The 25,734-nt window shown below is 68.4% G+C and carries 29 protein-coding genes; 27 read left to right on the top strand and 2 right to left on the bottom strand.

Annotated elements, in window-relative coordinates; translation table 11 throughout:
• Positions 1-13 precede the first annotated feature (13 nt).
• Positions 14-214, top strand: a complete 201-nt coding sequence (locus ABZ671_RS00750; RefSeq protein WP_357849065.1) for a hypothetical protein — start codon at positions 14-16, stop codon at positions 212-214.
• Positions 211-2,262: a DUF935 family protein gene (locus tag ABZ671_RS00755; protein ID WP_357849068.1), complete on the top strand. Its 2,052-nt coding sequence runs from the start codon at positions 211-213 to the stop codon at positions 2,260-2,262. The genes ABZ671_RS00750 and ABZ671_RS00755 overlap by 4 nt, the downstream gene beginning before the upstream one ends.
• A gap of 9 nt (positions 2,263-2,271) precedes the next feature.
• On the opposite strand, the gene ABZ671_RS00760 is transcribed toward ABZ671_RS00755, so the two are convergent.
• Positions 2,272-3,537: a DUF559 domain-containing protein gene (locus tag ABZ671_RS00760; RefSeq protein ID WP_357849070.1), complete on the bottom strand. Its 1,266-nt coding sequence runs from the start codon at positions 3,535-3,537 to the stop codon at positions 2,272-2,274.
• A gap of 250 nt (positions 3,538-3,787) precedes the next feature.
• On the opposite strand from ABZ671_RS00760, the gene ABZ671_RS00765 reads away from it, so the two are divergent.
• Positions 3,788-4,021, top strand: coding sequence for a hypothetical protein (locus tag ABZ671_RS00765; protein ID WP_357849073.1), 234 nt, complete (start codon positions 3,788-3,790; stop codon positions 4,019-4,021).
• 120 nt (positions 4,022-4,141) lie between these two features.
• Here ABZ671_RS00765 and ABZ671_RS00770 read toward each other — a convergent pair whose 3' ends face one another.
• The gene (locus tag ABZ671_RS00770; RefSeq protein ID WP_357849076.1) at positions 4,142-5,254 is read right to left on the bottom strand and encodes an RNA-guided endonuclease TnpB family protein; all 1,113 of its coding nucleotides are present in this window, start codon (positions 5,252-5,254) and stop codon (positions 4,142-4,144) included.
• Between the two features lie 101 nt (positions 5,255-5,355).
• Here ABZ671_RS00770 and ABZ671_RS00775 point away from each other — a divergent pair, with 101 nt between their 5' ends.
• The 24 genes from ABZ671_RS00775 (at position 5,356) to ABZ671_RS00890 (ending at position 25,716) form a co-directional block, all read left to right on the top strand.
• Positions 5,356-5,682, top strand: coding sequence for a hypothetical protein (locus ABZ671_RS00775; protein WP_357849079.1), 327 nt, complete (start codon positions 5,356-5,358; stop codon positions 5,680-5,682).
• Between the two features lie 3 nt (positions 5,683-5,685).
• Positions 5,686-7,011 (top strand): hypothetical protein, encoded by a 1,326-nt coding sequence (locus tag ABZ671_RS00780; protein ID WP_357849082.1) that lies wholly within the window; start codon positions 5,686-5,688, stop codon positions 7,009-7,011.
• Positions 7,012-7,451: 440 nt separating this feature from the next.
• On the top strand, positions 7,452-7,736 hold the full coding sequence (locus ABZ671_RS00785) for an endonuclease VII domain-containing protein (protein ID WP_357850572.1): 285 nt from the start codon (positions 7,452-7,454) through the stop codon (positions 7,734-7,736).
• A gap of 58 nt (positions 7,737-7,794) precedes the next feature.
• Complete coding sequence (locus ABZ671_RS00790) at positions 7,795-8,958, top strand: phage protease (RefSeq protein ID WP_357849085.1); 1,164 nt, start codon at positions 7,795-7,797, stop codon at positions 8,956-8,958.
• Positions 8,959-8,960: 2 nt separating this feature from the next.
• The gene (locus ABZ671_RS00795) at positions 8,961-9,317 is read left to right on the top strand and encodes a capsid cement protein (protein WP_357849088.1); all 357 of its coding nucleotides are present in this window, start codon (positions 8,961-8,963) and stop codon (positions 9,315-9,317) included.
• A gap of 117 nt (positions 9,318-9,434) precedes the next feature.
• Positions 9,435-10,364 carry a hypothetical protein gene (locus tag ABZ671_RS00800; protein WP_357849091.1) on the top strand — a complete coding sequence of 310 codons (930 nt, stop codon included), beginning with the start codon at positions 9,435-9,437 and terminating at the stop codon, positions 10,362-10,364.
• The gene (locus ABZ671_RS00805; RefSeq protein ID WP_357849094.1) at positions 10,364-10,876 is read left to right on the top strand and encodes a hypothetical protein; all 513 of its coding nucleotides are present in this window, start codon (positions 10,364-10,366) and stop codon (positions 10,874-10,876) included. Before ABZ671_RS00800 ends, ABZ671_RS00805 begins: the two co-directional genes overlap by 1 nt.
• A 75-nt stretch (positions 10,877-10,951) precedes the next feature.
• Positions 10,952-11,230, top strand: a complete 279-nt coding sequence (locus ABZ671_RS00810) for a hypothetical protein (protein WP_357849097.1) — start codon at positions 10,952-10,954, stop codon at positions 11,228-11,230.
• 2 nt (positions 11,231-11,232) lie between these two features.
• A complete protein-coding gene (locus tag ABZ671_RS00815; RefSeq protein WP_357849100.1) occupies positions 11,233-11,784 on the top strand; it encodes a hypothetical protein in 552 nt (183 codons plus the stop codon).
• Positions 11,785-11,837: 53 nt separating this feature from the next.
• Positions 11,838-13,130 carry a hypothetical protein gene (locus ABZ671_RS00820; RefSeq protein ID WP_357849103.1) on the top strand — a complete coding sequence of 431 codons (1,293 nt, stop codon included), beginning with the start codon at positions 11,838-11,840 and terminating at the stop codon, positions 13,128-13,130.
• Between the two features lie 92 nt (positions 13,131-13,222).
• Positions 13,223-15,889, top strand: a complete 2,667-nt coding sequence (locus ABZ671_RS00825) for a hypothetical protein (protein WP_357849106.1) — start codon at positions 13,223-13,225, stop codon at positions 15,887-15,889.
• Between the two features lie 26 nt (positions 15,890-15,915).
• On the top strand, positions 15,916-16,383 hold the full coding sequence (locus ABZ671_RS00830) for a hypothetical protein (protein WP_357849109.1): 468 nt from the start codon (positions 15,916-15,918) through the stop codon (positions 16,381-16,383).
• A gap of 16 nt (positions 16,384-16,399) precedes the next feature.
• Positions 16,400-16,783 (top strand): hypothetical protein, encoded by a 384-nt coding sequence (locus tag ABZ671_RS00835; protein ID WP_357849112.1) that lies wholly within the window; start codon positions 16,400-16,402, stop codon positions 16,781-16,783.
• Positions 16,783-17,181, top strand: coding sequence for a hypothetical protein (locus ABZ671_RS00840; protein WP_357849115.1), 399 nt, complete (start codon positions 16,783-16,785; stop codon positions 17,179-17,181). The genes ABZ671_RS00835 and ABZ671_RS00840 overlap by 1 nt, the downstream gene beginning before the upstream one ends.
• A gap of 110 nt (positions 17,182-17,291) precedes the next feature.
• The gene (locus tag ABZ671_RS00845) at positions 17,292-18,281 is read left to right on the top strand and encodes an HNH endonuclease signature motif containing protein (protein WP_357849118.1); all 990 of its coding nucleotides are present in this window, start codon (positions 17,292-17,294) and stop codon (positions 18,279-18,281) included.
• 69 nt (positions 18,282-18,350) lie between these two features.
• Positions 18,351-18,686, top strand: coding sequence for a hypothetical protein (locus tag ABZ671_RS00850; protein ID WP_357849121.1), 336 nt, complete (start codon positions 18,351-18,353; stop codon positions 18,684-18,686).
• 86 nt (positions 18,687-18,772) lie between these two features.
• Positions 18,773-19,342, top strand: coding sequence for a hypothetical protein (locus ABZ671_RS00855; RefSeq protein ID WP_357849124.1), 570 nt, complete (start codon positions 18,773-18,775; stop codon positions 19,340-19,342).
• A 99-nt stretch (positions 19,343-19,441) separates the two neighbouring features.
• Complete coding sequence (locus ABZ671_RS00860; RefSeq protein ID WP_357849127.1) at positions 19,442-19,684, top strand: hypothetical protein; 243 nt, start codon at positions 19,442-19,444, stop codon at positions 19,682-19,684.
• 2 nt (positions 19,685-19,686) lie between these two features.
• Positions 19,687-20,100, top strand: coding sequence for a hypothetical protein (locus tag ABZ671_RS00865; RefSeq protein WP_357849130.1), 414 nt, complete (start codon positions 19,687-19,689; stop codon positions 20,098-20,100).
• On the top strand, positions 20,093-20,362 hold the full coding sequence (locus tag ABZ671_RS00870) for a hypothetical protein (RefSeq protein ID WP_357849133.1): 270 nt from the start codon (positions 20,093-20,095) through the stop codon (positions 20,360-20,362). Before ABZ671_RS00865 ends, ABZ671_RS00870 begins: the two co-directional genes overlap by 8 nt.
• Positions 20,355-20,789 (top strand): hypothetical protein, encoded by a 435-nt coding sequence (locus ABZ671_RS00875; RefSeq protein WP_357849136.1) that lies wholly within the window; start codon positions 20,355-20,357, stop codon positions 20,787-20,789. Before ABZ671_RS00870 ends, ABZ671_RS00875 begins: the two co-directional genes overlap by 8 nt.
• A gap of 35 nt (positions 20,790-20,824) precedes the next feature.
• Positions 20,825-21,073, top strand: coding sequence for a hypothetical protein (locus tag ABZ671_RS00880; protein ID WP_357849139.1), 249 nt, complete (start codon positions 20,825-20,827; stop codon positions 21,071-21,073).
• A 15-nt stretch (positions 21,074-21,088) separates the two neighbouring features.
• A complete protein-coding gene (locus ABZ671_RS00885; protein WP_357849142.1) occupies positions 21,089-24,967 on the top strand; it encodes a hypothetical protein in 3,879 nt (1,292 codons plus the stop codon).
• Positions 24,964-25,716 carry a hypothetical protein gene (locus ABZ671_RS00890; RefSeq protein WP_357849145.1) on the top strand — a complete coding sequence of 251 codons (753 nt, stop codon included), beginning with the start codon at positions 24,964-24,966 and terminating at the stop codon, positions 25,714-25,716. The genes ABZ671_RS00885 and ABZ671_RS00890 overlap by 4 nt, the downstream gene beginning before the upstream one ends.
• Positions 25,717-25,734 lie beyond the last annotated feature (18 nt).

Here is a 25,734-nt window from a genome sequence, read left to right on the forward strand (position 1 = left end):
CAGGGGGTGACCTGTGGCCGCCCACGACGCCGAGCGCATCGCCCGAGCTTTCCACGAGAGCTACGAGCGGCAGGCCCCCGAGCACGGCTACCGGACCCGCGAGGCCAGCGCGAAGCCGTGGGCGCAGGTGCCGGCGAACAACCGCGCGCTCATGGTCGCGGTCGTGGACGACCTGCTCCGGCGAGGCGTCATCACGCCGGGGGGTGACTGGTGAACGCCCCTACCCGCCTGCTCGGCATGGTCGACGACGCGCAGTACGGCAGCATCGTCACCGACGTCTACGAGCACATTCCCGAACTGCTGTACCCGGCGTCGGTCTGGGTGTACGCGAAGATGCGCCACGACTCCCGGCTGGCCGCCGTCCTCGCCGGCTACAGCTTGCAGATCCGGCGGGCGCAGTGGCAGCTCGACGGCACCGGCTGCCGGCCCGAAGTCACCCAGCTCGTCGCGGACAGCCTCGGCCTAGACGTTGTCGGGAAGGACGACGGCACCGGCCACAAGCTGCGCGGCGTCAGTTGGAATGACCACCTCCGGTCGGCGTTGCGGTCACTGACGTTCGGCCACTACCCGTTCGCCATGCAAGCCGAAATCGGCGACGACGGGCTAGCCCGCCTCGCCGTCCTCGCCGAGCGGCTACCGGCGACGATCACCGCGATCCACGCCGACCCGGCCACCGGCGCGCTACTGGGCATCGACCAGCAGCACACCAACGCCCGGGGCACACCGCAGATCCCCGCCAACAAGCTCGTCTTCTACTCCCGCGACCGTGAGGGCGCGGCCTGGCAGGGCACGTCGCTGCTGCGGGCCGCGTACGCGCCGTGGTTGTTGAAGCGCGAAATGATGCGCGTCAACGCCATCGCTAACAGGCGGTGGGGTGCCGGCGTGCCGGTCATGGAAGCCCAGCCGGGAACCAACCCGTCCCCGGAACAGTTCGCCGCCGCGCAACGCATGGCCTCCGCCGCCCGCGCCGGGGACCAGGCCGGCGCGGCAGCCCCGCCCGGCTTCGTCCTGAAGATCGTTGGCCTGTCCGGCAACATCCCCGACACGCCCGGCTTCATCCGCCTCCTCAACCAGGAGATCAGCTCGTCGGTGCTGATGCCGCACCTCGACCTCGGCACCAGCGAGACCGGCGCCCGAGCCCTGGGTGAAAGCTTCGTCGATAGCTGGACTCTCGCCTTGGAAGCCGAAGCCGAGGCCATCGCCGACACCATCACCCGGCAAGGCGCGGCACGGATCGTCGACTGGAACTGGGGCACCGACGAGCTATGCCCGAAGGTCGTCGTGTCCGGCATCGGGTCGCGGCGGGAGATCACCGCCGAGTCCCTGCAAAAGCTCCTCGCCGCCGGTGCGCTGTCGGTTGACCCGAAGTTGGAAGAGTGGGTGCGGCGGGAGTACCGGCTACCGCAACGCGACCCGGACGCGCCCCGATCCCTGCCGGCCGGACCACCGGCCCGTCTTCCTGACCGGCCCGCCACCCAGGAAGAACCGCCACCGCCCGGCGAGGAAGTAGCCGCCGCCGCACCAAACGGCGTCGACTATCAGGCCCTCGACACCGACTACGCCCAAGCCGTCGAGCAAATCACCGCCGGCTGGGAGACAAAGTCCGGGCCGCTGGTTACCGCGATCGCCGCCGCCGTAGCCGCCGAGGCTGCCGGCGGGGCGTTGGCCGGGCTCGCCGCCCTGGCCGTCCCACCCGCCGCAACCGCAGCCCTCACCGCCCTGGTGACCGGCGGACTACTCGACCTCGCCGTACTGTCGGCGCGACGCGCAGCCGCCGAAGCCGCCCCCATCGCCAAGGTCCGGGTCACCCTCGACAAGGCGACCCGGCAGCGGGTCACCGACACCGCCAACGCCACCGTCAACCTGATCGTCGCCGGCTACCAGTCCGCGGCGACCCGGGTAGCGATCGGGCAGGCCGGCACAGGCAGCACCGTCGAACAGGTCCGCGACGCCATCACCACGGCCCTCGCAGACCTGTCCCGGGCGAAAACGTCCGGCCTGGTTGCGGGCAACGTGTCCGCTGCCGCCGGCACCGTGCAGGGGGCAGCCCGCGAGCAGGTGTTCGGTGACCTACCCGACGGCACCCGGTTCCGGGCGCACGAAGAAGCGGAAGGCCCAAATACGTGTAAACCTTGCCGCAAGGTAAACGGCAAGACCTACGGGTCTCTCGCCGAAGCTCTCGCGGATTACCCTGCCGGCCGTTACCGCCTATGCCTCGGAGGAAGCCGCTGTCGGGGCTTCCTCATACCGGTTACGGCGTAAACCGTCCTTTCACCTCAGGCGCGGCTTCGCCCACAGATGTCCTCGACGGATGCGGCAGATGACCTGTGGTGCCACACCGTACCGCTCGGCAAGGTCGCGTCCCCGCTCGGCGCTGGACCTGATGGTTGCCACGTCTTCCGGGGAGAGCGGCAGCCGGTTCACCTTGGGCTGGCGGACGGGTCCGGGCACATGCGCCCAGGTCTTGCCAGTGAGGATGTTGTAGATGGTGGAACGACCAACGCCGTAGCGGGCGGCGAGGCGCGTGGACGGCTCGTTGCTGCGCCGAATTTCGGCAACCTGTTGCGCTGACAGAACGGCGCGGTGGTTTCGTTCTCCGCAGGGTCGCCCGTTGGGCTGCCGGCCAAGATGCGTCGCACCGGTTGACATTTGCCTCGCTGGTTGAAGCAGTTGCAGGAGATCCGCGGGCGGCAGTGGGCCGGCGAACACCTGGTAGGCATCCAGCCGTCGCCGGATCACCGCCGGGAACGCGGGTGACACGATCTCCGCCTCGGTGATTCTCCAGACCGACAGTCCGCGTCTGGTCAAATCGCGGTTCTTGCGGCGGTCAACGTCGGGGCGCAGACGGTGCCAGTAGTCGCCGTCCGCCTCGACCGCGATGCGTTGACCGATGAGGAAGTCAGCGGTCCAGCGACCAACCTTTGCTTGCGGCTGGTACGCCACACCGTAGTCGTCTAGGTTTCGCCTCACGATGCTTTCGATCGTGGTTTCGGCATTCGATGCTCGGTAGCATTCGACCGAGCAGTATCGACGGACCGTCGCCTCACTGGGCGTGGTTCTAAATTTCCGCTGGCAGTGCAGGCAAGTGATATGGACCGGCGGGCGTCTACATTCCTCGGAGCAGTGACGCCTCGTCTCATGCTGGGAGCGCCGGAAGGCTCTGCCGCACCTCGCGCATGTTTCGTCTCGTCCTCGTGATCGTGAGCAGGCGCGTGAGCAGTGGGTGTACCGGCCCGACATGGAGACGGCAACCGCGAAGGTCTTGCCGCACGCTGGGCACGTTTTGGAGATCCGGTTGAGCGGGGGATGCATCCTGGACCGCAGCTCAGGGTCCTTGAACTTGCATGCCTTGTTGCAATAGACCGCCCTTGTCCGGTTGCGTTTAAGCATAGGTTGTCCGCAGGTCTTGCATGGCCGTGGCGGAAACTTGTTCAGCATCGCTCGGCGTGAGGCGCAAGACTTGCACCTTGTCGCGGTTGGCGTCTTGATGGCGGCACCACAGTCGCCGCATCGGTGTTTGGGCGTAGACTCGCCCATGTCGGTCCCCCTCCTGGGATTCGGCCGGTCCCGGGGCGTTGCAGCGCCGCCGGGACAACTAATAGCTAATTCTACCGCCACTTTGGGCGGTTCCCCGTCTGCTGATAAGCACTTCCGTCGCTTGTCTTGCGATTTGATTCACTGATTGCAAAGGCGGTGACCAATTGTTCGGCTTGGGCCGCTACCGGGCGTGTGAGGGCGGGATCCGCTGCCGGGGCTTCTACTACCCGGTCACCGACTGATGGCCCGGGTGGAGATCACCACCGGCGGTCACAGCATTGTCATCGACGCGGACGGCCCCCTCGATCAGGTCGCCGACAAGGCCCTGCACCTGTGGGATCGGACCCGTGACCCGCGCCTGGACCGGGTGACCGCCACCGGCTTCTCCGCCGTCCTCGAACGCGCCGACGGGCCAACCTACGCCCCCGAGTACGACGGCACCCTCCACCACCCCACCGAGCAAGAGAGGACGGGTGGCGGTTGACATCCTCCTCCGCCCCCTGAAGGGCGGGGATTCCTCGGTTGCCCGAGGAGATTCCTGCTTCATCGGGCCGTGCCATCACCGCTTCCGCGGGTCGGGTCTTACCGGCCCTCCACAGGCGTTTTACCTCTCCGCCAGCCCGGCGGCGAGGATGTTCTTAGCGGCGTTGACATCCCGGTCGTGGGCTGCCCCGCAGTTCTGGCAGGTCCACGACCGGACATTAAGCGGCATGACCTGAGTGATCCAGCCGCAGGCCGAGCAAGCCTTGGACGACGGTAGCCACCGATCAACGACGATCACCGTTCGCCCATACCAGGCGGCTTTGTACTCCAACATGTTCCGCAGTTCCGACCAGGCCGCGTCGGAGATGGCGCGGGCGAGCTTGTGATTGCGGAGCATGTTGCGCACGCTGAGGTCTTCGATCACGACCGTTTGGTTCTCGCGGACGAGTCGAGTGGTCAGCTTGTGCAAATGGTCTCGCCGCCGATCGGCGATACGGACATGAATCCGGGCCACCTTCAGTCGTGCCTTGGCCCGGTTCGCGGAGCCCTTCTCCTTGCGGGACAGGTCCCGCTGCGCCTTGGCGAGCTTGCGCCGGTCGGAGCGCTCGTAGCGAGGGTTGGTGATCTTCTCCCCGGTGGAGAGTGTGACCAGGGCGGTGATCCCCGCGTCCACGCCGACATCGCCGTCAACAGGCGGAAGCGGCTTGACGGTGGGATCCTCCACGAGCAGGGACACGAACCAGCGGCCGGCAGTGTCCCGGGACACCGTGACCGTGGACGGTTCCGCCCCCTCGGGCAGGGGCCTCGACCACACGATGTCCAGTGGGCTGCTCATCTTGGCCAGCGTGAGTCGGCCGTCACGCCAGCGGAACGCTGACCGGGTGTACTCCGCCGACGCCCGCGACTTGCGCTTGGACTTGAACCTCGGATACCGGGATCGCTTGTCCCAGAAGGCAGCGAACCCGGCCTGAAGGTGCCGCAAGGTTTGCTGCAACGGCACCGACGACACTTCATTGAGGAACGCCAGTTCGCCGGACTGCTTCCACTCTGTGAGCCAAGTCGACGACTGCACGTACGTGGTGTGCTGCCTGGCAGTCGCCCACGCCCGGGTACGTGCCTCCAGCGCCCGGTTGTAGACCAGGCGGACGCAGCCGAACGTCCGGTTCAGGTGCTCAGCCTGCTCAGGGGACGGATAGAAGCGGTACTTGTATGCCCGCTTCACCACCTCCGCCATACCTCACATCCTATCACCCGTTTATGTAAGACAGCCTTTGAGGGGAGGGAGCGGTGTTGGCTTCGGCCCCCAGACCACCGAACTGCGATGCCGCCACTCGGATGAAGCCGACCGTCGGACGCATCGTGCACTACACGTCTTTCGGCACCCCCGGCGGCGAGTACCGCAGCCAGTGCCGGGCCGCCATCGTCACCGAGGTCGGCCAGTGGGTCACCGTTGAGGAAACGGACGGCTACAGCCGCAGCGAGGATCGGCCGATCCGCCGCTTGGAGCAGTGGTTCTACGACGACGCGGTGGCGTTGACGGTACTCAACCCCACCGGCCTGTTCTTCAACGGTGCCGGCCCGGTGGCCTGCCGCCACGACGAGCCCCGCGACGGTCACGACCCGGCTGGCGGCACCTGGCACTGGCCGGAACGGGAGGGGTAACGGATGCCCGGAACCGTTGACATGGCCCGCTGGGACGGGGTGGAGCTGATCCGTACTGGCAGGTGGAGCATTTCCACCGGCCAGTGGGATGCCTCCCGCGAGGATCTGGCCGCCGCTGTGGCCGCCATGTCCTGCCCGGCGATCGGCAAACCGATCATCAAGATTGGGCACACGGACACCCGGTTCACCCCGGGTGACGGGGAACCGGCGATCGGCTGGTACGAGAACCTGCGTGTCGCCGACGGCGGGCACACCCTCATCGCCGACCAGGTCGCCCCGGCCTGGCTGACCGACGTGCAAGCTGCGGCTTGGCCGAACCGGTCCGTTGAGGGCACCTACAACGCGCGGTGCGGTCTCGGCCACACCCACCCGTTCGTGTTGACCGCGGTCGCGTTGCTCGGTGTCACCCCGCCGGGGGTGTCGACCCTCACCGCCTTGCACAGCCTCGACGATGTGAAGGCCCTGTACGGGATCGCCGCCGGCCGGGAACCCGCCGAGGGTGAGGTGCGGATCGTCGCAGCGGTGGGCGCCACCGACGACGCCGGGGACGAGGGCGAGGACGATCCGCCGGTGCACACCGGGGCGATGGTCGCCCTCATCCCCACCGAAGCCGACGCGCAACGCCTCGCCGTCGAAGGCGGGGAACCGGTCGACGAGCTGCACGTCACCCTCGCCTACCTCGGCACCGCCGCCGACATCACCCCGGCCGACCGGCAGGACATCATCGCCGCCATCGCCGCCGGCATCGACGGGATGCCCACCGTGCAGGCAGACGCGTTCGCCGTGTCCCTGTTCAACCCCGGCCGCACCGACTGGGATCCATGCATCGTCCTCGGCATGTCCGGGTCGGACCTGGACGTGGTGCACGAGCTGGTGTTAGACGCGGTGGCCGGGGTCAACGTGCCGGATCAGCACAAGCCGTGGCACGCCCACCTCACCCTCATCTACACCCCCGACTCGGGCCGGATCACCGACCTGATCGACCGCACCGGCCCGGTCGTGTTCGACCGGCTGCGGATCGCGTTCGCCGGGGAGCACATCGACATCCCGCTCATCCCACCGAATCCAGATGACCAGTGGGACGACGACGGCGAGTCGGTGGCGGCGGGAATCCCCGGCCACAACCAGTTCAAGCACTACTGGACGGAAACACCCGAGGGGCTGGCCAAGTGGGCTGACCACCCGCACCCGTGGACGTCCCTCTACAAGCACCTGCGTAAGCACGTCGACCCGGAACGGGCGAAGCGCATCGCTTCGTCGTTCTTCCATGCGGTGTTCGGGTTCTGGCCTGGCTCACGAAAGGGCAAAAACCCGGTGGGGCCGGGATGAGGCCTTTGGCCATTCGATAGAATTGCCTTATGCCAAAGGTGCTGAATCCAGCCGTCGGCGGGGCGAAGCGTTGCAGCAAGTGCGGCGAGACCCGCCCGGTGGCCGAGTTCTACGCCCACCAACGAGGCGACGGATTCAGTTCACACTGCAAACCCTGCGTTAGGCAGGCCGCGCGAAAGCCGGCAAGGGTCATAGACCCCGTGCCATGCGCGACGTGCGGCAGCATGTTCACACCCAGAAACCGCCCGGAGATCGCTAAATACTGCACCGAACGGTGCGGGCAGACCGGGAGGCGACGTCGAGACGGGCAACGCCCGGCGACGCCGGCCGTGGTGGACGGCAAGAAGCGCTGCAACACCTGCGGCGTCTGGAAACCGGTGTCCGACTTCACGCCACGCAAGAACCGGGGTGGCGCACCGATCTCGGATTGCCGCCCCTGCATGGCCGTTCGCGGTAGGAAGTACAACGCGAGCGAGCACGGGCGTAACCGACGGTACGCGCTGAGGTATGGCGTGACCGTCGAGTGGTACGAAGCGAAGCTCAAAGAACAAGATGGCCGCTGCGCCATTTGCGGAGCGCGACCCGAAAAGCGTCTCGCCATAGACCACTGCCACGTAACAGGCAAGGCGCGAGGACTTCTCTGTTTCCTGTGCAACAGTGCACTTGGTCGTTTCGAAGACGACCCGGCGAGGCTAAGAAGAGCTCTCGCCTACTTGGAGTCGTAACCCCGGCCCTGACTCCGATTACCGCAACCCGCCACAACCCGAAGGGAGGTGGCGGGTTTTGCGTACGCCTAAACCGGACCTGAAAAAGCTGATCCGGGCGAGCTGGGAATCCGCCGCGCCTGAACAGAAGCTCATCAGCATCGGAAACGACCTGGATCACCTGATCGCCGAGGACAGCGCTGGCCGCCGCCGTGTCGTCCCCATCGGAGTCGGCGCGGACATCCATTTCGGCGATTCGGTCGAGGCCGCAACGGACGGAGACAACATGCCCAACCCCAACCCGTCGCTGGCGGAACGGATCCACCAGGCGTGGAACGCCACCAGCCCGCCGGAGCAGCAGTGGATCGTCGAGGCCGCCCCTGACGAGGTGATCGTCATGGACAACACCGACCGCAGTTTGGTGCGGGTACCGGTGACCATCGACGACGACCAGATCTCGTTCGGCCCGCCGCAGAAGGTCCGCCCGGCCTACGTGCCCGCCGACGACGGGCAGGTGGCCGCGTCGCGGCTGGTGTTCGCGTCGGCGGACGAGTCCCGGCCTGCCGTGGAGCCGGCGCCGCCGGTCGACCCGCCGCCGTCCGGGCCGCCGCCGGTCCACACCCCGGCGCCGCCCGCCGACCCGGCACCCCAGACCGACCCGACCCCCGACCCGGCCGACCCCGGTCCGACCGGCAACCCCGACCCCGCCCCCGACGGCGGGGACAACCCCACCGATCCCCCGGCCGCCGAGCCGGAGCCCAACACCGAACCGAAGGGAGAGGACCCTGTGTCCACTCTGAGCAACGACACGCGCTCGCGGCTCGGCCTACCCGACGACGCCGACGACGACGCCGTCCTGGCCGCCATCGACGACCTGAAGGCCAAGGCCGACAAGGTGAACGCGGCCACCGCCGCGACCGCCGCGACCGACGAGATGAAGGCCGAGATCAGCCGCCTGTCCGGTGAGCTGGCCGGCATCAAGGCGGCGGCGGCGGCCGACACGAAGAAGGCCCTGTTCGAACACGCCGTCCGCACGGGCCGCATCAAGCCCGCCACCCGGGAGAGCTGGGAGAAGCGGTACGACAAGGCCCCCGACGTCATCACCGACATCCTCGCCTCGCTCGCCCCGAACACCGAGTTCCCGACCACCGCCCCCGGCTACACCGGCCAGGAGGCCAGCGCGGAAGAGCTGGAAGACGCCGAAGCCGACAAGCTTTTCGCCTACAACGGAAAGGCCAACTGATCATGGGCGACTACTCCCCCCTGTTCCTGCCCGGCAAGGCGATCACCATGACCGCGTCGGCGGCCGTCACCGGCGGCCAGGCCGTCGAGGTCACCGGCAACATGCAGGTCGGCCCCGGCGCCGCCGCGTCCGCGAAGATCATCGGCCACGCCGGCTACGACGCCCCGTCCGGCGGCGAGGTGACTGTGTACGGGCGCGGAACCGTCCACGAGGCCCCCGCCAGCGGCACGATCACCGCCGGGGCGTCGGTCGTTGCCGCCGCCACCGGCAAGGTCGCCGCCGCCGCCGGCTCGGAACCGGTGCTCGGTGTCGCCCTGACCGCGGCTGCGAGCGGCCGGGTCCTCTACATGGAGTTCTGACCCTCCACCACCTGAGCGGCTAGCCGCTCCCCAGCTTTCTGCTACCTCGGGCCCCACGCCATGCGTGCGGGCCTTTTCTGCGTGCCCGGAAACCGGGCATCCGCGAAAGGACGTGACATGCCCGGAACTTTCCCTCCCAACCCTCCGACTCTGTCCGGTGATCTGCTCACCATTCACCGGCTGCTTCAGTCGCCCCGGCAGGTGTCCCGCCGGCTGCGCACCCTGAAGGATCTGCGGTTCGTCTCGGACCTGATCCTCACCGGGCGGCTGCGCTCGTCCGGCGGTGCCGTGCTGGCCGAGCAGTCGGAGCCGCTGCGCAACGCACGCGACGCCCGCAGCATCGCGCCGGGTGCCGAGTACCCGCGTGACGTGCCGGGCACTGGCACGGCGATCCTCGCCGCCGTCCGCAAGTGGGGCCAGGCGGTCCGGTTGACCGACGAGGAGATCAAGCGCAGCGTGTACGGCGGCCAGGTCGTTGACCGGGCGCTGCGCAAGAGCGTCAACACGGTCATCTCCAAGGTTGACCAGCTGACCTTGTCGGTGGTGGCGGCCGAGGTGACCTCGACCCAGGCTGCGAAGGCAGCGTGGGACGCGTCGACGGCGAGGATGTGGCGGGACATCGCCCTGGCCGCCGCGAAGATCAAGGGCCGCAACGAGGGCTACGTGCCGGACACCCTCCTGATGTCCGACACGAAGGCCGCGCTGATGATGTCGGACGAGATCATCGCCCAGTTGCGGCGTCGGGAGACCCTGGACAACCCGATCTACACGGGTGAGCTGGACTTCATCGGCCCCTACAAGATCGTCACCACTGTCGAGGCGAACCTGCCCACCGACGACGTGTGGCTGTTCGACTCCACCCAGCTCGGCGGCATGGCCGACGAAGCCGAGCAGGACCCCGGCTACGCCACCAACGACAACGGTGTGCAGGTCAAGACCTTCCGCATCGACAACCACGACGCGTGGGACATCCAGGCCCGCCGGCTGACCGTGCCGATCGTCCAGGAGCCCTACGCGGGTATCCGCATCACCGGGACGGCCTCCTGATGGCCGGTCGCTACCGGGTGGTCGGCGTGTGCGCGCCGGCCACCACGGAAACCCCACACGGCATCGCGATCACCTACCACTACCAGGGCTCCTACCTGCCGGCCGCCGCCACACCGGAGGAGATCGAGCATCTGCTGTCGGTGCGGCTGATCGAGCGGGTCGACGCGGATGCACCGTCGGTGCCGGAAGGCGACGACGGGCCCACCGGCGGCGACGAGCAGGTGCCGTCCGAGGACAAGGCCACCGGCGGGGGCGGGGAACCGTCCGCGCAGGAGGAGACCCCCGGCGAGGGCGGGGAACCGGTCGAGCCGGATGAGGCCGTCGCCGAGCAGGCCGAGCGCCGCAAGGCGGCCCGCGAGAAGCTGGCCGCGATGGGCGGCAAGGCCCCCGACGGTCGGGCATCCCACGACGTGCTCGTGGAGTACCTGGCCGCCCAGGGCGGGAGCTATGACGACCTGATCCGCGCGGAGAAAGCGGACCTGGTCGAGATGGTCAAGTCCCGGCAGGGCTGACCCCACTGATGTCCGGCCGCCCGCTACGGGTCGGCGGGCGGCCGGACCCCCACCCCCGTTTGATCGGAGGTCGCCGTGGCGGGTAACCCGCAGCACGTGGTTCTTGTAGCCAACACCGAAAAATTCGTCCACTTCGATGTGAATGCGGGGATGGTGGAAGTCACCAACCTCGACGGCACCGCAGAGGTGTACTTCACCACCAACAACACCTCGGCCACCGTCGCCGGTGAAGGCTGCCACGTCCTCCCCGCCGCCATCAGCTCCCTCGAAATCCCCGACGGCACCGACGGACGCAGCTCGGTGGTACGCCTGCGCTCCACCGGCACCCCCCGCGTCTCGGTCAGGGTGTGGTGACCGTGGGAGCCCGCACCATCTACAGCACCAGCAACCCGCCACCCGTAGCGAAACTCGCCCCCGGCCAATGGCGCACCATCTACGGCTCCATCCCCGGACAAGCCTCATACCCCTCCGGCACCGAACGCGCCAGCCTGATGTTCCTGCCGGCCGGGCTGCGGTTGCAGGCCATGGCCGTGTGGTGCGCCGCCGCCGCCCAAACCCTACGGTTCGGCATCCGCGCCGACGAAAACCGGGGAGCCGGCACCCTGCTCCTCGACACGGGGCCGCTACCCGCCACCGGTGTTGTCATCGCGGCCATCGACTTCGTCGTCCCGCCCGGCCCCATCACGGGCACCCCACTGTGGCTGTCCGTCACCCCGCAGGGCGCGGCCGTGACAATGGCAACCGTGAACGTCGCGTCGGAGTGGCGGGACGCCCCCACCGCGCAACTCGTGGTCGGCGTCCGAGGCTGCCAAGCCCAAGCGGCCGGGCAGGGCCCACTACCCACCACGTTCGTCACCACATCCAACGTGGGCGGTGGCGCCCCGATCGCGGTACAAGCCGCCAACTAACCCTGCCCCTTCCGGCCATCACCAGCCCGCCCGGGTTGATCGTTCACCTTTACATGAGCAGCAAATTGAGCGGCGGCGTCGGCGTCTGCCTCCTGCTGGCCTGCGCCGCGTTCGGCCCCTACCTCGCCGCCGGTGTCCGCACCGAACAGGTAGCGGTCTACGGGGTGGCGCTGCTGGTCCTGCTGTCGATGGTGTGGGCCACCCGCCTACGGCACGCCACCGGCACCGCCCAGGCCGTCGTCCTGCTGATGGCCGTGCAGATCGCGGCGGCCACCGTCGGCATGATCGGCGTCGGGCAGGTGCAGACCATCAGAGCCCCCGGCTCCGCCGTCTCTGGGTTCGACAACCTGCTCCTACCCGTCGCCGTGATCCTCACCGTCGTCACCCTCGTCAACCCGGGCAGGCGACGCGCGGCGCTCAACACGGTGTGCACCGTCGCGGCGGTCGCCGCCTGCACAAACGCGGCGCTCGCCTGGCTGTCCACCACCACCGACCTATCCGCCTGGCTGTCCCCCTGGTGGTCGCACGGCGGCGACCTCGCCGAAAGTGTGCAAGCCAAACAGTCCGAGACCGGCCGCTATGCCGGCATGTTCGTGCAGCCCGCCGAGGCCGGCGAGTTTTACAGCATCGCCCTCATCGCGGCCGTGTACCGGCTGCGGAACCACGCCGCCCTGCTCACCGCCGCCGCAGCCATCATCACTGTCGGCGGACTCCTTGTCGCATCGAAGGTCTTCTTGTTTGTTGGTGCACCCGTCGCGGTCATCCTGATGTTGGCGATGCCCTCCCGGCGCGGTGCTCGCTACACGATGCTGGCCGCCGCCTGTTACGTAATTGCGGTAGCCGCGATTGCGGGTCACCTGGACTGGCTCGGTGTCACCCTGCCGGCGCAGTTCATGGACGACGGCGGCGACCTGAACCTGTTCACAGCGGGCCGGTTCGGGTCAGCGGGGCCGGCAACCGTCGTGACCGGCTGGAAGCTGGTCACCACCTACTCCCCGATCGTCGGGTTCGGAGCCGGCGGCCTGTGGCTCCCGTACGACAACGGCTGGCTAGAGGCCGCAGTCACCGGCGGCCTGCTCGGGGCCGCCGCCTACACAGGCGTGTTCGTCGCCCTGATCGCCGGCTGGTGGCGGTCCCGCCGCCCCGCCGCCACCGCAGAATCGGCGCTCGCCGCTGGGCTGATCGCCGTAGCGGTCGGCACATCCCTCGGCCTGCCGGGCACGACCGCTAACCGGGTCGCGACGGTGCTGTGGCTGCTGCTGGCCCTGCTGCTGTTCGTCAAGCCCTGCCCGGATGGTGCGCCGGGCCGTCACCGCCTACCGGGCCGGGCTGCGGCCGGCGGCTAAGACCCGCCTCTTTCTTCCCTTTCACCGGCCCATGAGCCGGCGCGTAGTCGTGCGCGCCGGCTCCTCGGCATGAACCGAACGGAGGGGAACGCATGGCGCGGTTGACCGGCCCTGACGAGTCCTGCCGGACCGTCTACCTGCGCGACGGGCGTGCCCGCGCCGCCGGCTTCAAAGCCACCCTGTACGTCGATGTCGACTGCATGATCCCGGCAGACGACATCCTCGACCTCGACGGGCAGCCCATCCCCGGCGCGGTCGTCGAGGTCGACGAGTACAGCCGCCTACCGCTGGTGCTGTACCCCGACGGGGTCAAGGCGCTCTACACGACGGTCGCGGACGGGCCGGTTGTGGTGCTGCACGCCGCCTCAAACGAACGGCTGGCCGGCCTCGAAGAGTTGGCCGGCTCCATGCCGGACCCAACAACGGTGATGACGGGGGACCGGAACCTGGCCGAGCTGGCTGACCGGGCATCGGCCCGCCTCAACTTGGGATTGAGTGAGGCGGCCACCAGGGACATCGGCGCGGGTGCTGGCACGATCGCCGCTGGCGACGACTCCCGCATCGTCGGAGCCGCGCAACGGGAGCTGAACCTGTCGGATGTGGCCAGCCCGACACTGGCCCGCGCCAACCTGGGGCTCGGCAACGTCGACAACACTTCCGACGCTGCTAAGCCGGTGTCGGCGGCCACGCAGGCGGCCTTGAACGGTAAGGCCCCGCTCAACAACCCGGCGTTCACCGGCACGGTCACCGGCGTCACCAAGGCACACGTGGGGCTCGGTGCCGTCGACAACACCGCCGACATGGACAAGCCCGTCTCCACCGCCACCCAGGCCGCGCTGAACGGTAAGGCCCCGCTCAACAACCCCACGTTCACCGGCACCGTTTCTGGTGTCACCAAGGCGCACGTTGGGCTCGGCAACGTGGATAACACCTCCGACGCTGCTAAGCCGGTGTCGACGGCGCAGGCCACCGCGCTCGCCGCGAAGCTCACCCGCGGTGAGACGTGGGTGTCTGTCACCGATTACGGGGCGGTCGGGGACGCCCAGTACCTCGACCAGCGGGGCACCGGGGCGTGGGGGTTGGCGAGTTTCGTGCCGCAGGACCCGGCCACGTACGGCCGGTGTTTCACCAATTCCGTTTTCACCGTGCCGGCCACGGACAACACGGCCGCGTTCCGGAGCGCGTGGGACGCGTTGATGGCATCGGGCAAGTTCTCGTTCACACGGCGGGACATCCTCACCGGATATCGCGGGTCCCGGCTGCGGCTGCACATCCCGGCCGGGGCGTACTACATTTCCGACGCGGCGGCTCTGTTCTCGTTGGAGCGTGCCGCCCCGTCAGGCACACCGGTCGGTTTTGACATCACTGGCGACGGCAATTTCAACACGATCCTGTATGTGCGGATTACCGGCAACGGCCCCACCGACTACCTGTTTTATGACAACAACTGGGGTAACGGGGTCAAACTATACGGGCTGACAATCGTCGGTGTCACCGGTAATGAGCGGTTCATTTACCACACGTCGAGCGGCAACTCGAAGCGGTGGAAAATCGACTCATGCACATTCAAGGACTACAAGCAGTTCTTGCAAATCGCCGGTGGTCTAAACGCCGACAGGTGGACCCTCACCTCCTGCACCTGGTCTACCGCCGTAGCCGGTGCGAACCTCCTGACCAACCTGACCAACCCGCAAGCCGTCGGCTTCGACTTCCACTCTCCGAGTATTGTGCACTCAAACGGAGGCAACGTCTTCGATATGGGTGCGGGCGGCCACCTACGAATCTTCGGAGGAACAACCGACCTGTGGGGGAAATCCGCCAACGGTGCTGCCGGCCGATTCGCATACATCCACGGCGATGGGTCCACCCTCGGATACCAAACCATCCCAGCGATCACCGTCAATAACCACAAGTTCGAACTCCACGAAGACGCCGGCCTCGTAGACATCAACTGGAACCAGATCATATTCCGCGACTCCAGCGCCTCACTGCACGCCTCAACCCGCTGGGCCAACGGCCTGAAACACCACATCGCGGCCCGAGGGCGGGGGCAAGTATGGTGGGAAGGCGGCATGTTTAGCGACATGTACGTTGGCCTGTCCGTTGCCGGTGATTGGCCAATATCGACCAAAGCGGCAGTAACAATCCGAAATGCCATCCTTGAAATCCCCGACCTCATCGCCACCCGAGTCGGCTACTACCTCGGATCTGACGGAGACGGGCTAACCACCGACTTCCTCACGACCGTCGGCACCGGCTCCGGTGTCGGGATCGGCCGGATGATTGTGGAGGGGTGCATCCCGTACGGGGCCTCCTACAGCGGAAACCCGTCTACACACATCGCGGTCAACGGCAGCCCGTACGCCGCTCGTTCCTGGTATGCCCGGCCGGCGCAAATCCAACGGCTCATGCACCGGTACGGGTCGGCAATCCAGTTCGGGCTGCCGGCCGAGGGGCAAACGGCGGTCGTGCAGATCCCACCCGGCTGCCACCTTGTGCGGGTGGGAATCGTCAAGCAGGGCACACAGTCCGGCATCGGCAGCAACAGCCGCACCTGGAAGGTATCCGACGGCAACGGCACCGCCCTGGCCACGCTCACGGCGGTAGGCACCGCCTACCACGTGCAGGCCACCTCACCGGAAATCAACCGGACCGTCGTCACCGACAACGACCGCACATTCACCTTGTCCTGCGACCCGGCCATCCCGTCCAGCGTGGGAACGGGCGCGGAAGGCTACTTCTGGGTCGACTACATCTGACCCGACCGTGACGAGGAGGTCATGCTGTGCCGATCCCCGCCGGCCTGGGCAATGCCGAACTGCCCGACTGGGCGCCCGTGCGGGAAAACGTCGCCGACTACGTCCCCCACCGCACCCTGAAGAAGACCACGGCCACGACCACCGCCGGCCAGGACGTGTACGGGCTCACGTTCGACGGGACGACCCGGCCGACCGGTAGTGCGGTGGACCGGCTCATCCGCGACGGCATCACCTACGTGACCGGCCGGCTTCCTGCCCTGCCGGCCGGGCAGGAAGCCACCGCGGGTCTGATCGCCACCCTGTACGCGGCGTCGGCGGTCGAACGGTCCTGGCCGCATGATGACCAGTCGTTGCAGCGGGCCACCGACATGGAGAAGCGGATGGAGAGCCTGATGGCCGGGCTGGTCGAAGCGGCCGGGCCGTCCCGGGGCGACAACCTGCTACCCGCGTGGTCGTTCCCGACGCCGGCCCCTTGGGGCGACGACCTGCTCTAAAAAGGGGGGTGGCGTCGTGTCGGTGCGAGTGAAGGTGCGGGTCAGCCAGGCGGGCATCACCGCGATGATGCACCAAGAATGGCTGTACGAGGAGCTGGAACGCCGCGCGGACCGGGTCATCGCGGTAGCTGCGGCGACCGCCCCGAAACGCTCCGGTGACTACGTGCGCCGGCTCCGCAAGGAACGCATCACGGGGGCGCGTACCGCCGGGGTTCGGGTGGTTGCCGGGGCCGACCACTCCCTCATCCTGGAACGGGGCAGCCGCCCCCACATCATCGAACCGAAGCACGGCGAGGCACTGCACTGGCCTGGCGCGCACCACCCGGTCCGGCGGGTCAACCACCCGGGCACCCCAGCCATGCACATCCTCCGCAACGCGCTCCGCGCGGCGGGCGACTGATGGCCGGCTACGCGGACCCGGAGCTGCTGGTATCCCAGTGGCTTCACGAGCGGCTTGACGGCTGCAAAATGTGGGCCGATCCCGAGCTGCCGCCGGACTGGCCGTTCACCGCCCCGATCGGGCATGTGCAACGCGGCCCGGGTGAGGGCGACACGGTCCTCACCCTGGACTCGGCGCTGTTGGATATCGACTTCTACGCCAAGAACGCCGACCACGCCCGCCAGATGGCGGGGCGTGCCCGCGACGAGCTGCGGCTGCACCTGCCCGGTCACACCTGGCCGAGCGGGGTGACCGTCAGCGCGGTCGGCACCGTGACGGCCCCGTTCTGGGCGCCGGACCCGTCGGTCTACAAGCGGTCTGCCACCTACCGGGTCGTGTTCCACGGCCTCGTGCAGTAACCCGCTGACCTGCGGCAACACGTAGAATCGGACATGCAAAACAAAGATGCCCCGAACGGTGCGCGAACACCGCCGGGGCCGCCGACAACCCGACTGCACCGGGAGCCGACATGGCTGAACGTACCATCACCGTGGTCTGCCGCGACTGCGGCACCACTTTCGACCACATCACCCGCAGCAACAGGCCCAAGCTGCTCTGCGCCACATGCGTCAGAGAAGCGCAGCGCAAAGCCACACGCGAACACAAACGCCGCGAGCGGGCAGCCGCCAGGGTCGAGTACAAGGACTGCCCCCACTGTGGTGTCGAGTACGACAAGCCACGCAAGCGCCCCGGGCGGTGCGCGGGGTGCCGCAAGGCGCACCTACGGGAATACCTAAAGCAGTACCGCGTCGCGCACGCCGGCCAGCCTCGCCAGTTCTTCTGCACCATCTGCGGGGCGAAGATCAACCGGGCGGGCAACAGCGGAAAGCCGCTCTACTGCCCCCCGTGCGCGGAGACGGCGGCACGGTCCGCCAGGCTTCGAGCGGAGGCCAAGCGGACGGAGCGGCGGGCCGCGAAGCTGGCCACGCACTGCTACCACTGCGGCGACGAGCTTCCGCGTCCCTACTATCCCGGCAAGTACCCGGCACGGTGCTTCACCTGCAAACGCCAGCGGCATTACGCCTACAAACGCGCGGCGACGGCTGAGGGCAGGGCGACCGCGAGGTGCACCAACTGCGGGTCGCCGGTGGAGCCCGGTCGTAGGGGCCAGCGGCTCGCCCGGTGCTCAACGTGCCGGCGCGTTCGACGGCTTGAGCAGCAGCGGGCGTACGCCGGGATGCACGGCCACTTCCGCCGGGCTCGGATACGAGGCGCGGACGCGGAGAAGTTCACCAAGGAATCGATCTTCGACCGCGACGGGTGGCGGTGCGCGCTCTGCAACCGCAAGATCCAGCGACGGTTGAAGCACCCCCACCCGTTGAGTGCGTCACTCGACCACACCGTCCCGCTCTCGCGGGGCGGTACGCACACGAGGGCCAACGTCCGCGCTGCTCATCTTCGCTGCAACCTCAAGAAGCACGCTCGGATTGAGAACGTCCAGCTCATGCTGTTCGGCTGACACCACCCCACACATCGAATCAACCCGGCGCGCACCGCCGGGCCTTTGTCATGCCCGGAGGAACCATCCATGGCGCGAACCATCGTCCCTGTCGTCGATGCCCGCAAGGCCGGCGTGGCTATGGCCGCCGAAGCCGCCGCAGACGTCGCCAACGGCAACTTCATTCCCAATGACGGGAAGACGCTGCTGATCGCCCGGAACGGCAACAGCGGCTCGACCGCCCGCACCGTCTCCATCGTCGTCACCGGTGCCATCGACGGCTTCACGGCGGCCCCGCGCACCGTGTCAATCCCCGCGGGTGAGACGTGGGTTCTCGGCCCGTACGAGGTCGTCAACTACTCCGGCACGCTCCAGCTCAATGGCGACCACGCCGAACTGAAGTTCCAGGCCGTCCGCCTGCCCTGACCCTTCCGTCAGACCCGGACCCGCACACGTCCACCGACCCGGCATCGCCTGCCGGGCGCTTCACCATGCCCAAAGGAGAGTGACCCATGGGGGTCAACACCCAGGCGATCCGGGCCTACCAGAACGGCTTGGTCGCGGTCAGCGACTATGGCTCCGGAACTGTCGCCTTGCCCACGAATGGCACGTCCGCCCTTGACGCCGGCATCTACAAGGAGGTCGGCGCGATCACCTCGGATGGCATCACCGAGGCCACGTCGCAGGACACGAACGACATTTTCATGTGGCAGGGCAACGCGCTCGCCGCGTCGCTGCCGGGCGACTACACGAAGACGTTCCAGTTCGCGGCCATGGAAACCACGCTCGTCACCCTCGGGTTGCAGTTCCCCGGGTCGACGATCACCCAGACCGCCGAGGGCGTCACGATCGCCGAGAAGCCGCCCGTGCGTGACCTGCGCACCTGGATCCTCCACGGTGTCGACGGCACGAAGGGTCAGCGGATCGTCATCCCGCTCGGTCAGATCTCCGAGCGCGGGGACGTCGTCTGGTCCAGCCAGGACGTGACGGTGTACCAGTGGACCGTCAAGGCATTCATTGACGGTAGTGGATGCATTGCGTACCGCCACTACGTATCGGCGGACCTTGCCCTGGGTGACTGACCCGGGGCTCTCGTTCTGGTGCTGGCGGGAGTCCGTGCGGGTCGCCCGCCAGCACCTTCCCCACTTTCCTGTCGACCCGCACTAATCGAAAGGACCCGCATGATCACCGCGAAGATCGTCTGCCAGAGCAAGACCGAACCCGGCCCGACAACCCGGGCAGCGGAGGGCGAGGACAACCGCCACGTCATCGTCACGTTCGTCCCCGACTACGCCGACGGCCGCAACAAGGAATGGGCGCTCCACACCCCGGGCCTGTCGCTGACGATGGGTCTCAGGGGCTCGGTCGCCGACCAGTTCCAGCCCGGCAAGGCGTACACCCTCACGTTCAGCGAGGAGGCCTGAACGTGGCTGACAACAGCGCGCACGGGCTGACCGCCGTCATCACCGAACGGCGAGCGTCCGCGCCGCCGCAGGTGCAGCAGGACCGGGCGGAGGCGGTACACCGCCTCGACCGGCTCGGCATGATCGACGCCGCGCAGGGACACACCCCCGACAGTGTGGTGGTCGGCTACGACCTCACCATCGCCGGCATGACCCTGCCGGTCCTCGCCTACGAGGTGGCGTCGACCGAGCTGGGCCCGCAACTGACGGTCACGATGGCGGTGGATCAGGTGACCGTCGGGGGGCCGACCGCCCCCCCAACCGTTGGTGGCCGCCCGTTGCGGCCGGTGCGGGTGTGGGAGCCGCCGGCCGTGGACCCGCGCGCCGACATCCCCGGCTGGCAGCCCGACGAGCAGCCGGAGGCGAGCCGTGGCTGACCGTCCCGCCGGTGCCGTCATCGAGATCATCGAACGGCGCACCGAACCGAGCAACCCCGACCACGCGGCGGCCGACACGATCGTCCCGAACGAGATCCGCCTCAACGGGCAAGCCCTGCTCACCCCGACTGGCCATCCGGTGACGGTCCACGAGATCGCACTCCGCGAACGGGACCTGGTGCTGGTCACCCTGACCCTGTTCGCCAAGCGTGTCGTCATCGGCGTCGAGGAACCGCAGGAGGAGGTGACCGGCCGTGGCTGATGAGTTCGACGACGAGGGTTTCGACCTCGACGCAGCGTGGGCCGAAGAGGAGCGGGAGCCGTTCAAGTTCCGGTGGCGGGGCGTGTGGTGGGTCGTCCCCCACCTCGGCGACCTCGACTGGCGTGCCTCGTCCCTCGCCGACGAGATGGACGTCGACGCCATCCGAGAACTGTTCGACCTCGCGCTCCCTGACGAGCGTAAGGAGGAGTGGAACCGGGTCAAGCAGCCCGCGCCCGCGATGGTCCGCCTATTCAAGGAGTGGACGATGCACTCCGGTGAGGAACCGGGGGAAACGCAGGGCTCCGTGGACTCCTCGCCGAGCACGGGGCCTGCATCGAAGCGGACCTCCACCGCTACCACCAAATCCGGCTCCGCAAAGCCCTCTTCGGCCCGCCGGAAGACCGGTACACCGCGCGGGAACTCCTGACGTTCATTCGGCGGCTGCCCCGCGACTCCGCGCTCATGCGGAAGCTACGCGGGGACGCCGCCGACTGGGACCTGAATGCGGTGCTGCTGGCCCGGATCGACTACCGGCTAGCCGGCGCGAACTGGCAACGCTCCGGCGGTAAGGGCGGCAAGCCGAAACCGTTGGAGATCCCCGGCGCCCGCCGCACCCGACAACAGGCGGCGAAGCCCGCCCAGTCGGGTGAGGACATTGCGCAACGGCTCCGCAACCTGGGGTTGATCCCGCCCGGCGACGCCAAGCAGTAGCGGGGGAGGTCGACTGTGACCTCCCCCGTTGTTGGCCGCGTCTCTGTCGAGATCAACGCGTCCGCGAAGGGCTTTGCCCGTAGCCTGCGCACGGAACTGATCCGCGAGTTCAAGGGCGCCGGCCTGGACAAGGCGCTCCAAGACGCCATCGGCAAGCGGAAGATCAAAATTCCGGTTGAGCCGGACTACGACCACAAAGCCCCCCGGCCCGTACCGCAGGACAACACCCGGGACAACCCCGACCTGCTGATGCGCGCCTTCCGGCAGGACGTGGACCGGCAGCTCCGCGCCCTCGCGAAGCAGGCCGTCACCATCCCCGTCCGCCCGGACACCGACCGGCTCCGCGGTGACCTGGCCACCGCGCTCGGCGACATCGAGCGGCGGCTGAAGGCCAAAATCCCCACGGAGCCGGGTGACCGGCGGGAGTACGAACGGTCCCTGCGGTCGCAGGTTGAGGACGTCGCCCACCGGGTGAAGATGACCCTGCCCGCGCCCACCTTCCAAAAGCCTGTCCGGCCGCCGAAGGTGCAGGTCGAGGTCGACCCGGTCATGTCCGCCTTCCAGGCGACGGTGCGCCGCGAGATCTCCGCCCTCGCCAACCGGGCGGCGAAGATCCCCGTCGAGGCGGACACCAACGGTTTGCGTACCCGGCTGGGCGCGCAGCTCGCCGAAATCCAGCGGCACGCGAAGATGCAGGTGCCGACGGAGCCGGGCGCGCGGGCCGCCTACGAGGCCCGGCTGCGGGCGATGCTCGCCGCCGTCCAGCGGTCCATCCCGCCGATCCGCTCCGACGTCAAAGTTGATGTTGACCGGTCGGCGTTGCGGGCGGCGTTGACCGGGCTGTCCGGGCTCGCTTCGGCCGCCCGGATGGCGTCCCTCGCCGCCGGTGGGCTCGCCGGCATCGGCGCTATCGCCGGTGCCGGTGCGGCTGGTCTCGCCGGTCTCGCCTCGGCCACGGCCGGGGCCGTGCAATGGCTCGGCGCGCTCGTCACCGCCGCCGTGTCCGCCTCCGGTGCCCTGCTCATCCTGCCCGGTGCCGCTGCTGTCGCCGCGTCCGGTATCGCCGCGCTCATCGTCGGCTTCAAGGGCATCGGCGACGCGTTGAAGGCGTCCGGTCAGGCCGCCACCGGCGGCGGCGGTGGTCGGGCGATCGTCGACACGGCCCGGCAAATCGCCCAGGCCGAACGCGGTGTGGCCTCCGCTGAGCGCACCTACCAGGCCGCCCTACGCGACTCGAAGAAGGCACAGGAAGACCTCAACCAGGCCCGCAAGGACGCCGTCAAGCGCATCGAAGATCTTAACCGGTCCCTGCGGCGTTCCCAGCTCGACGAGCGCGAAGCCGCGATCCGGCTGCGGGAAGCCCGCGAGGAACTGGCCCGCGCCGAGGAGAGGGGCAACGACCCGCGTGAGATCGAGCGGGCGCAACTCGCCTACGAGGAGGCCGCGCTAGCGGTCGAAGAGGCCGCCGCTCACACCAAGGATCTGAAGGAAGAGAACGACGACGCCGTCAAGAAGGGCGTCGAAAACTCTGACCTGGTGCAGGCCGCCCTGGAACGGCAGCAGCGGGCCGCCGACCACCTCGCTTCCGCTACGGAAGGGCTCGCCTCCGCTCAGGAGGCGTTGGCTGCCGCGCAGAAGAAAGTCAACGCCGCTGGTGGCGGCGGTGGGGTCAACAAGTTCGCCGAGGCCATGGCGAAACTTGCCCCCGCCGCCCAGGCCGTGGTGCGGGCGATGATCGCGCTTCGGCCGGCGTGGGAGGCCGTGCAGCGGTCCGTGCAGCAAGCCCTGTTCGCGGGGGTTGCTGGCGACCTGACACGGCTGTCCGACTCGGTCCTGCCGACCGTGAAGACCGGGCTTGTCGGTGTCGCCGGGGTGCTCAACGGGCAGATGCGCGCCGGCATGGCCGAACTGTCCACGCGGTCCAGCAAGATCCGGCTCGCGGAGATTTTCACGAATGCGAAGGCCGCGCTGGACGGGTTGACGCCGGCTGTGCGCCCGTTCACCAAGGCGCTGCTGGATATGTCTGGTGTCGGCTCGGAGGTCACCGCCGACCTGACCCGCCAGTTCGGTGGCTTCCTGTCCCGCGTCTCGAAGCAAATGTCGGACATGGCCGCCTCCGGGAAGCTGAAGGAGATCATCGAGAACGGTGTTGCCGCGCTGAAGGCGATCGGCAGGGCCGCCCTGGATCTCGGCGGGATCTTGAAGGGGATCTTCTCCGCCGCCGACCTGGGCGGCGGTAACGGCGGCCTGTTCGGCTGGCTGCACCGACTCAACGAGCTGATCAACTCGATGGCCGGGCAGGGCGTACTGCGGGACCTGTTCGCCGAGCTTGGCCGCATCGGTGACGCGCTGATGCCGGTACTGCTGGCGTTCGGTCGGGCGTTGGTGCCGGTGTCCAAGGCCATCGGTGATCTTGCAGTGGCGTTTGCGCCAGCCCTGATCACACTGCTCGGGTCGCTCGGCGGCGCTCTGGCGTCCCTCGCCCCCGGGCTGATCTCCCTCGCCCCACTGGTGTCCACCCTCGCAGCAGGACTACAGCCCCTCGCGGACATCCTGGTCGGCCTGGTGCAATCCGCCGCGCCAGGCATGAACGCTCTCCTCGGCGGGCTCGTGGATGGGCTGAAGCTACTAGCCCCGGTCGCCCCGATCGTGGGTAAGGCCCTCGGTGACCTGATGCAGGCCCTCGCCCCCCTGCTGCCCATGATCGCGTCGGGGTTGGCGAGCGGGCTCACCGTCGCCGCGACAGCCCTGTCCACCCTGTCCGCCGAACTTGGGCCGGTCATCGGGCAGATCTCGACCATGTTCGTCGGGGTGATGAAAGAGCTACTACCCGTTCTGATCCAGTGGGGAGTAACCGTCCTGCCCATCGCGGCGAAGGCCGGCGTAGCCCTCGCCAAGGCCATCGCACCACTAGCGCCGGTCCTGGCCCAGATGGCGGCGCAATTCGCCGGGAAACTCGCCGAATACCTGCCCAAGTTCGCCGCCACCATGGCCAAGCTTGTACCGATCATCGCCGAGGTGGCGATGCAACTCGGTAAGGGGCTCCTAGACGCGCTCCTCATGCTCGCCCCGCACCTGCCGGAGATCATCGACGCGGGCCTGCAACTGTGGCTCGCGTTCGCGCAACTCCTGCCGGTCCTGCTGCCGCTACTGCCCCCGCTGGTCCAGTTGGCCACGCTGGCGATGAACGCCGCGTTGCAGTCCGGTGCGCTGCGCGTCGTCCTCGGCGCGCTGACCGGCGCGCTCAACGTGGCCGGCAGCGCGGTCCGGTTGATCACGGGTTTCATCCGTGGGCTGCTCAGCCCGGTCGACACGGTACGGGGAGCGATCGGCCGGATGGGCGACGCGTTCCGCGATGGTGCCAGCCGGGCCGGGCAGGCAGTGCGAGACCTGGCCGGGCACATCGGAGGCGCGTTCGCCAACGCCGGCAAGCTGCTGTACCAAGCCGGCCGCAACATCGTGAACGGGCTGATCAACGGCATCCGAGACATGTTCGGGGCGCTGCGCGACGCAGCCGGCCGGATGACGGGAATCATCAGCGACTTCCTGCCGCACTCCCCCGCCAAAACCGGCCCGCTGTCCGGCTCGGGTAGCCCGTACCTGTCGGGGCGGTCCATCTCCCAGATGGTCGCCTCCGGTGTCACATCCAACCTCGGCGTCGCCAAGTCCGCTGCGGCGGACCTGGCGGACCGGTTCGCGATCACTCCCCCACCGCTGACCGGGCTCGCCGGTCTGGCCGGGCTGGACCTGCCCGACGGGGGCGACCACCCAACCCAGGTGGAAATCCCCATCTACATCGGGGACGAGGTGGTGCGGGTGGTCCGCACCGAGATCAGCAGCAGTAACCGGGGCATCCGGCGGCGGGCGACGGCGGGATCGGGGGCACGGCGATGACCATGACCCTCGCCTACGACACAGGGTTGTCGCGGGTGCGGGTGTCCGTGACCGGCCTCGCCGGGGTGACGACCGTCGAGCGGTCGGCGGACTTGGTGCGGTGGACGACGGTTCGGGGTGGGGTGTCCCTCACCCCGACCGGCGGCACCATCAGCATCGACGACTACGAGTTCACACCTGACGTGGCGAACACGTACCGGGCGTCGGGGCAAACCGCCACGATCACACCCGCCATCGACAGCGTGTGGATCAAATCGTTGGCCCGGCCATTCTTGAACCGGCCGGTGCGGGTGGTCGGCTGGGACGACACCACCAGGCCCGCCCGCGCCGGGGTCTTCGACATCATCGGCCGCAGCATGCCCGTCGCGGTGACCGAGGTACGCGGCTCCCGCCGATGGTCGATCGACATCCTCACCCTCACTCGCGACGAGGCCACCGACATCGACATGCTGGCCGCGTCCGGAGACACAGTCCTGGTGCAGGTGCCGTCCACATGGCCGTCACGCGGCGGCTACGTCGCCATCGGCGACACCACCGAAGCGCACCCGCAGCGGGGCAGCATCGAACGGCTGTGGACGCTGCCGCTGACCGAGGTCGCCGCGCCCGGCCCCGACGTGGTGGGCGCCAGCTCCACCTGGCAGACCGTCATCAACGGGTACAGCCGGTGGCAGGACGTCATCACCGCCAAGCCGAGGTGGGCGGACCTGCTGGAACTGGTCGGCAACCCGACCGACGTCATCGTCTCCTAAACCAGGGTGCGGGGGTGA

The organism is Micromonospora sp. NPDC006766 (genome assembly GCF_040636055.1).
Lineage (GTDB): Bacteria > Actinomycetota > Actinomycetes > Mycobacteriales > Micromonosporaceae > Micromonospora.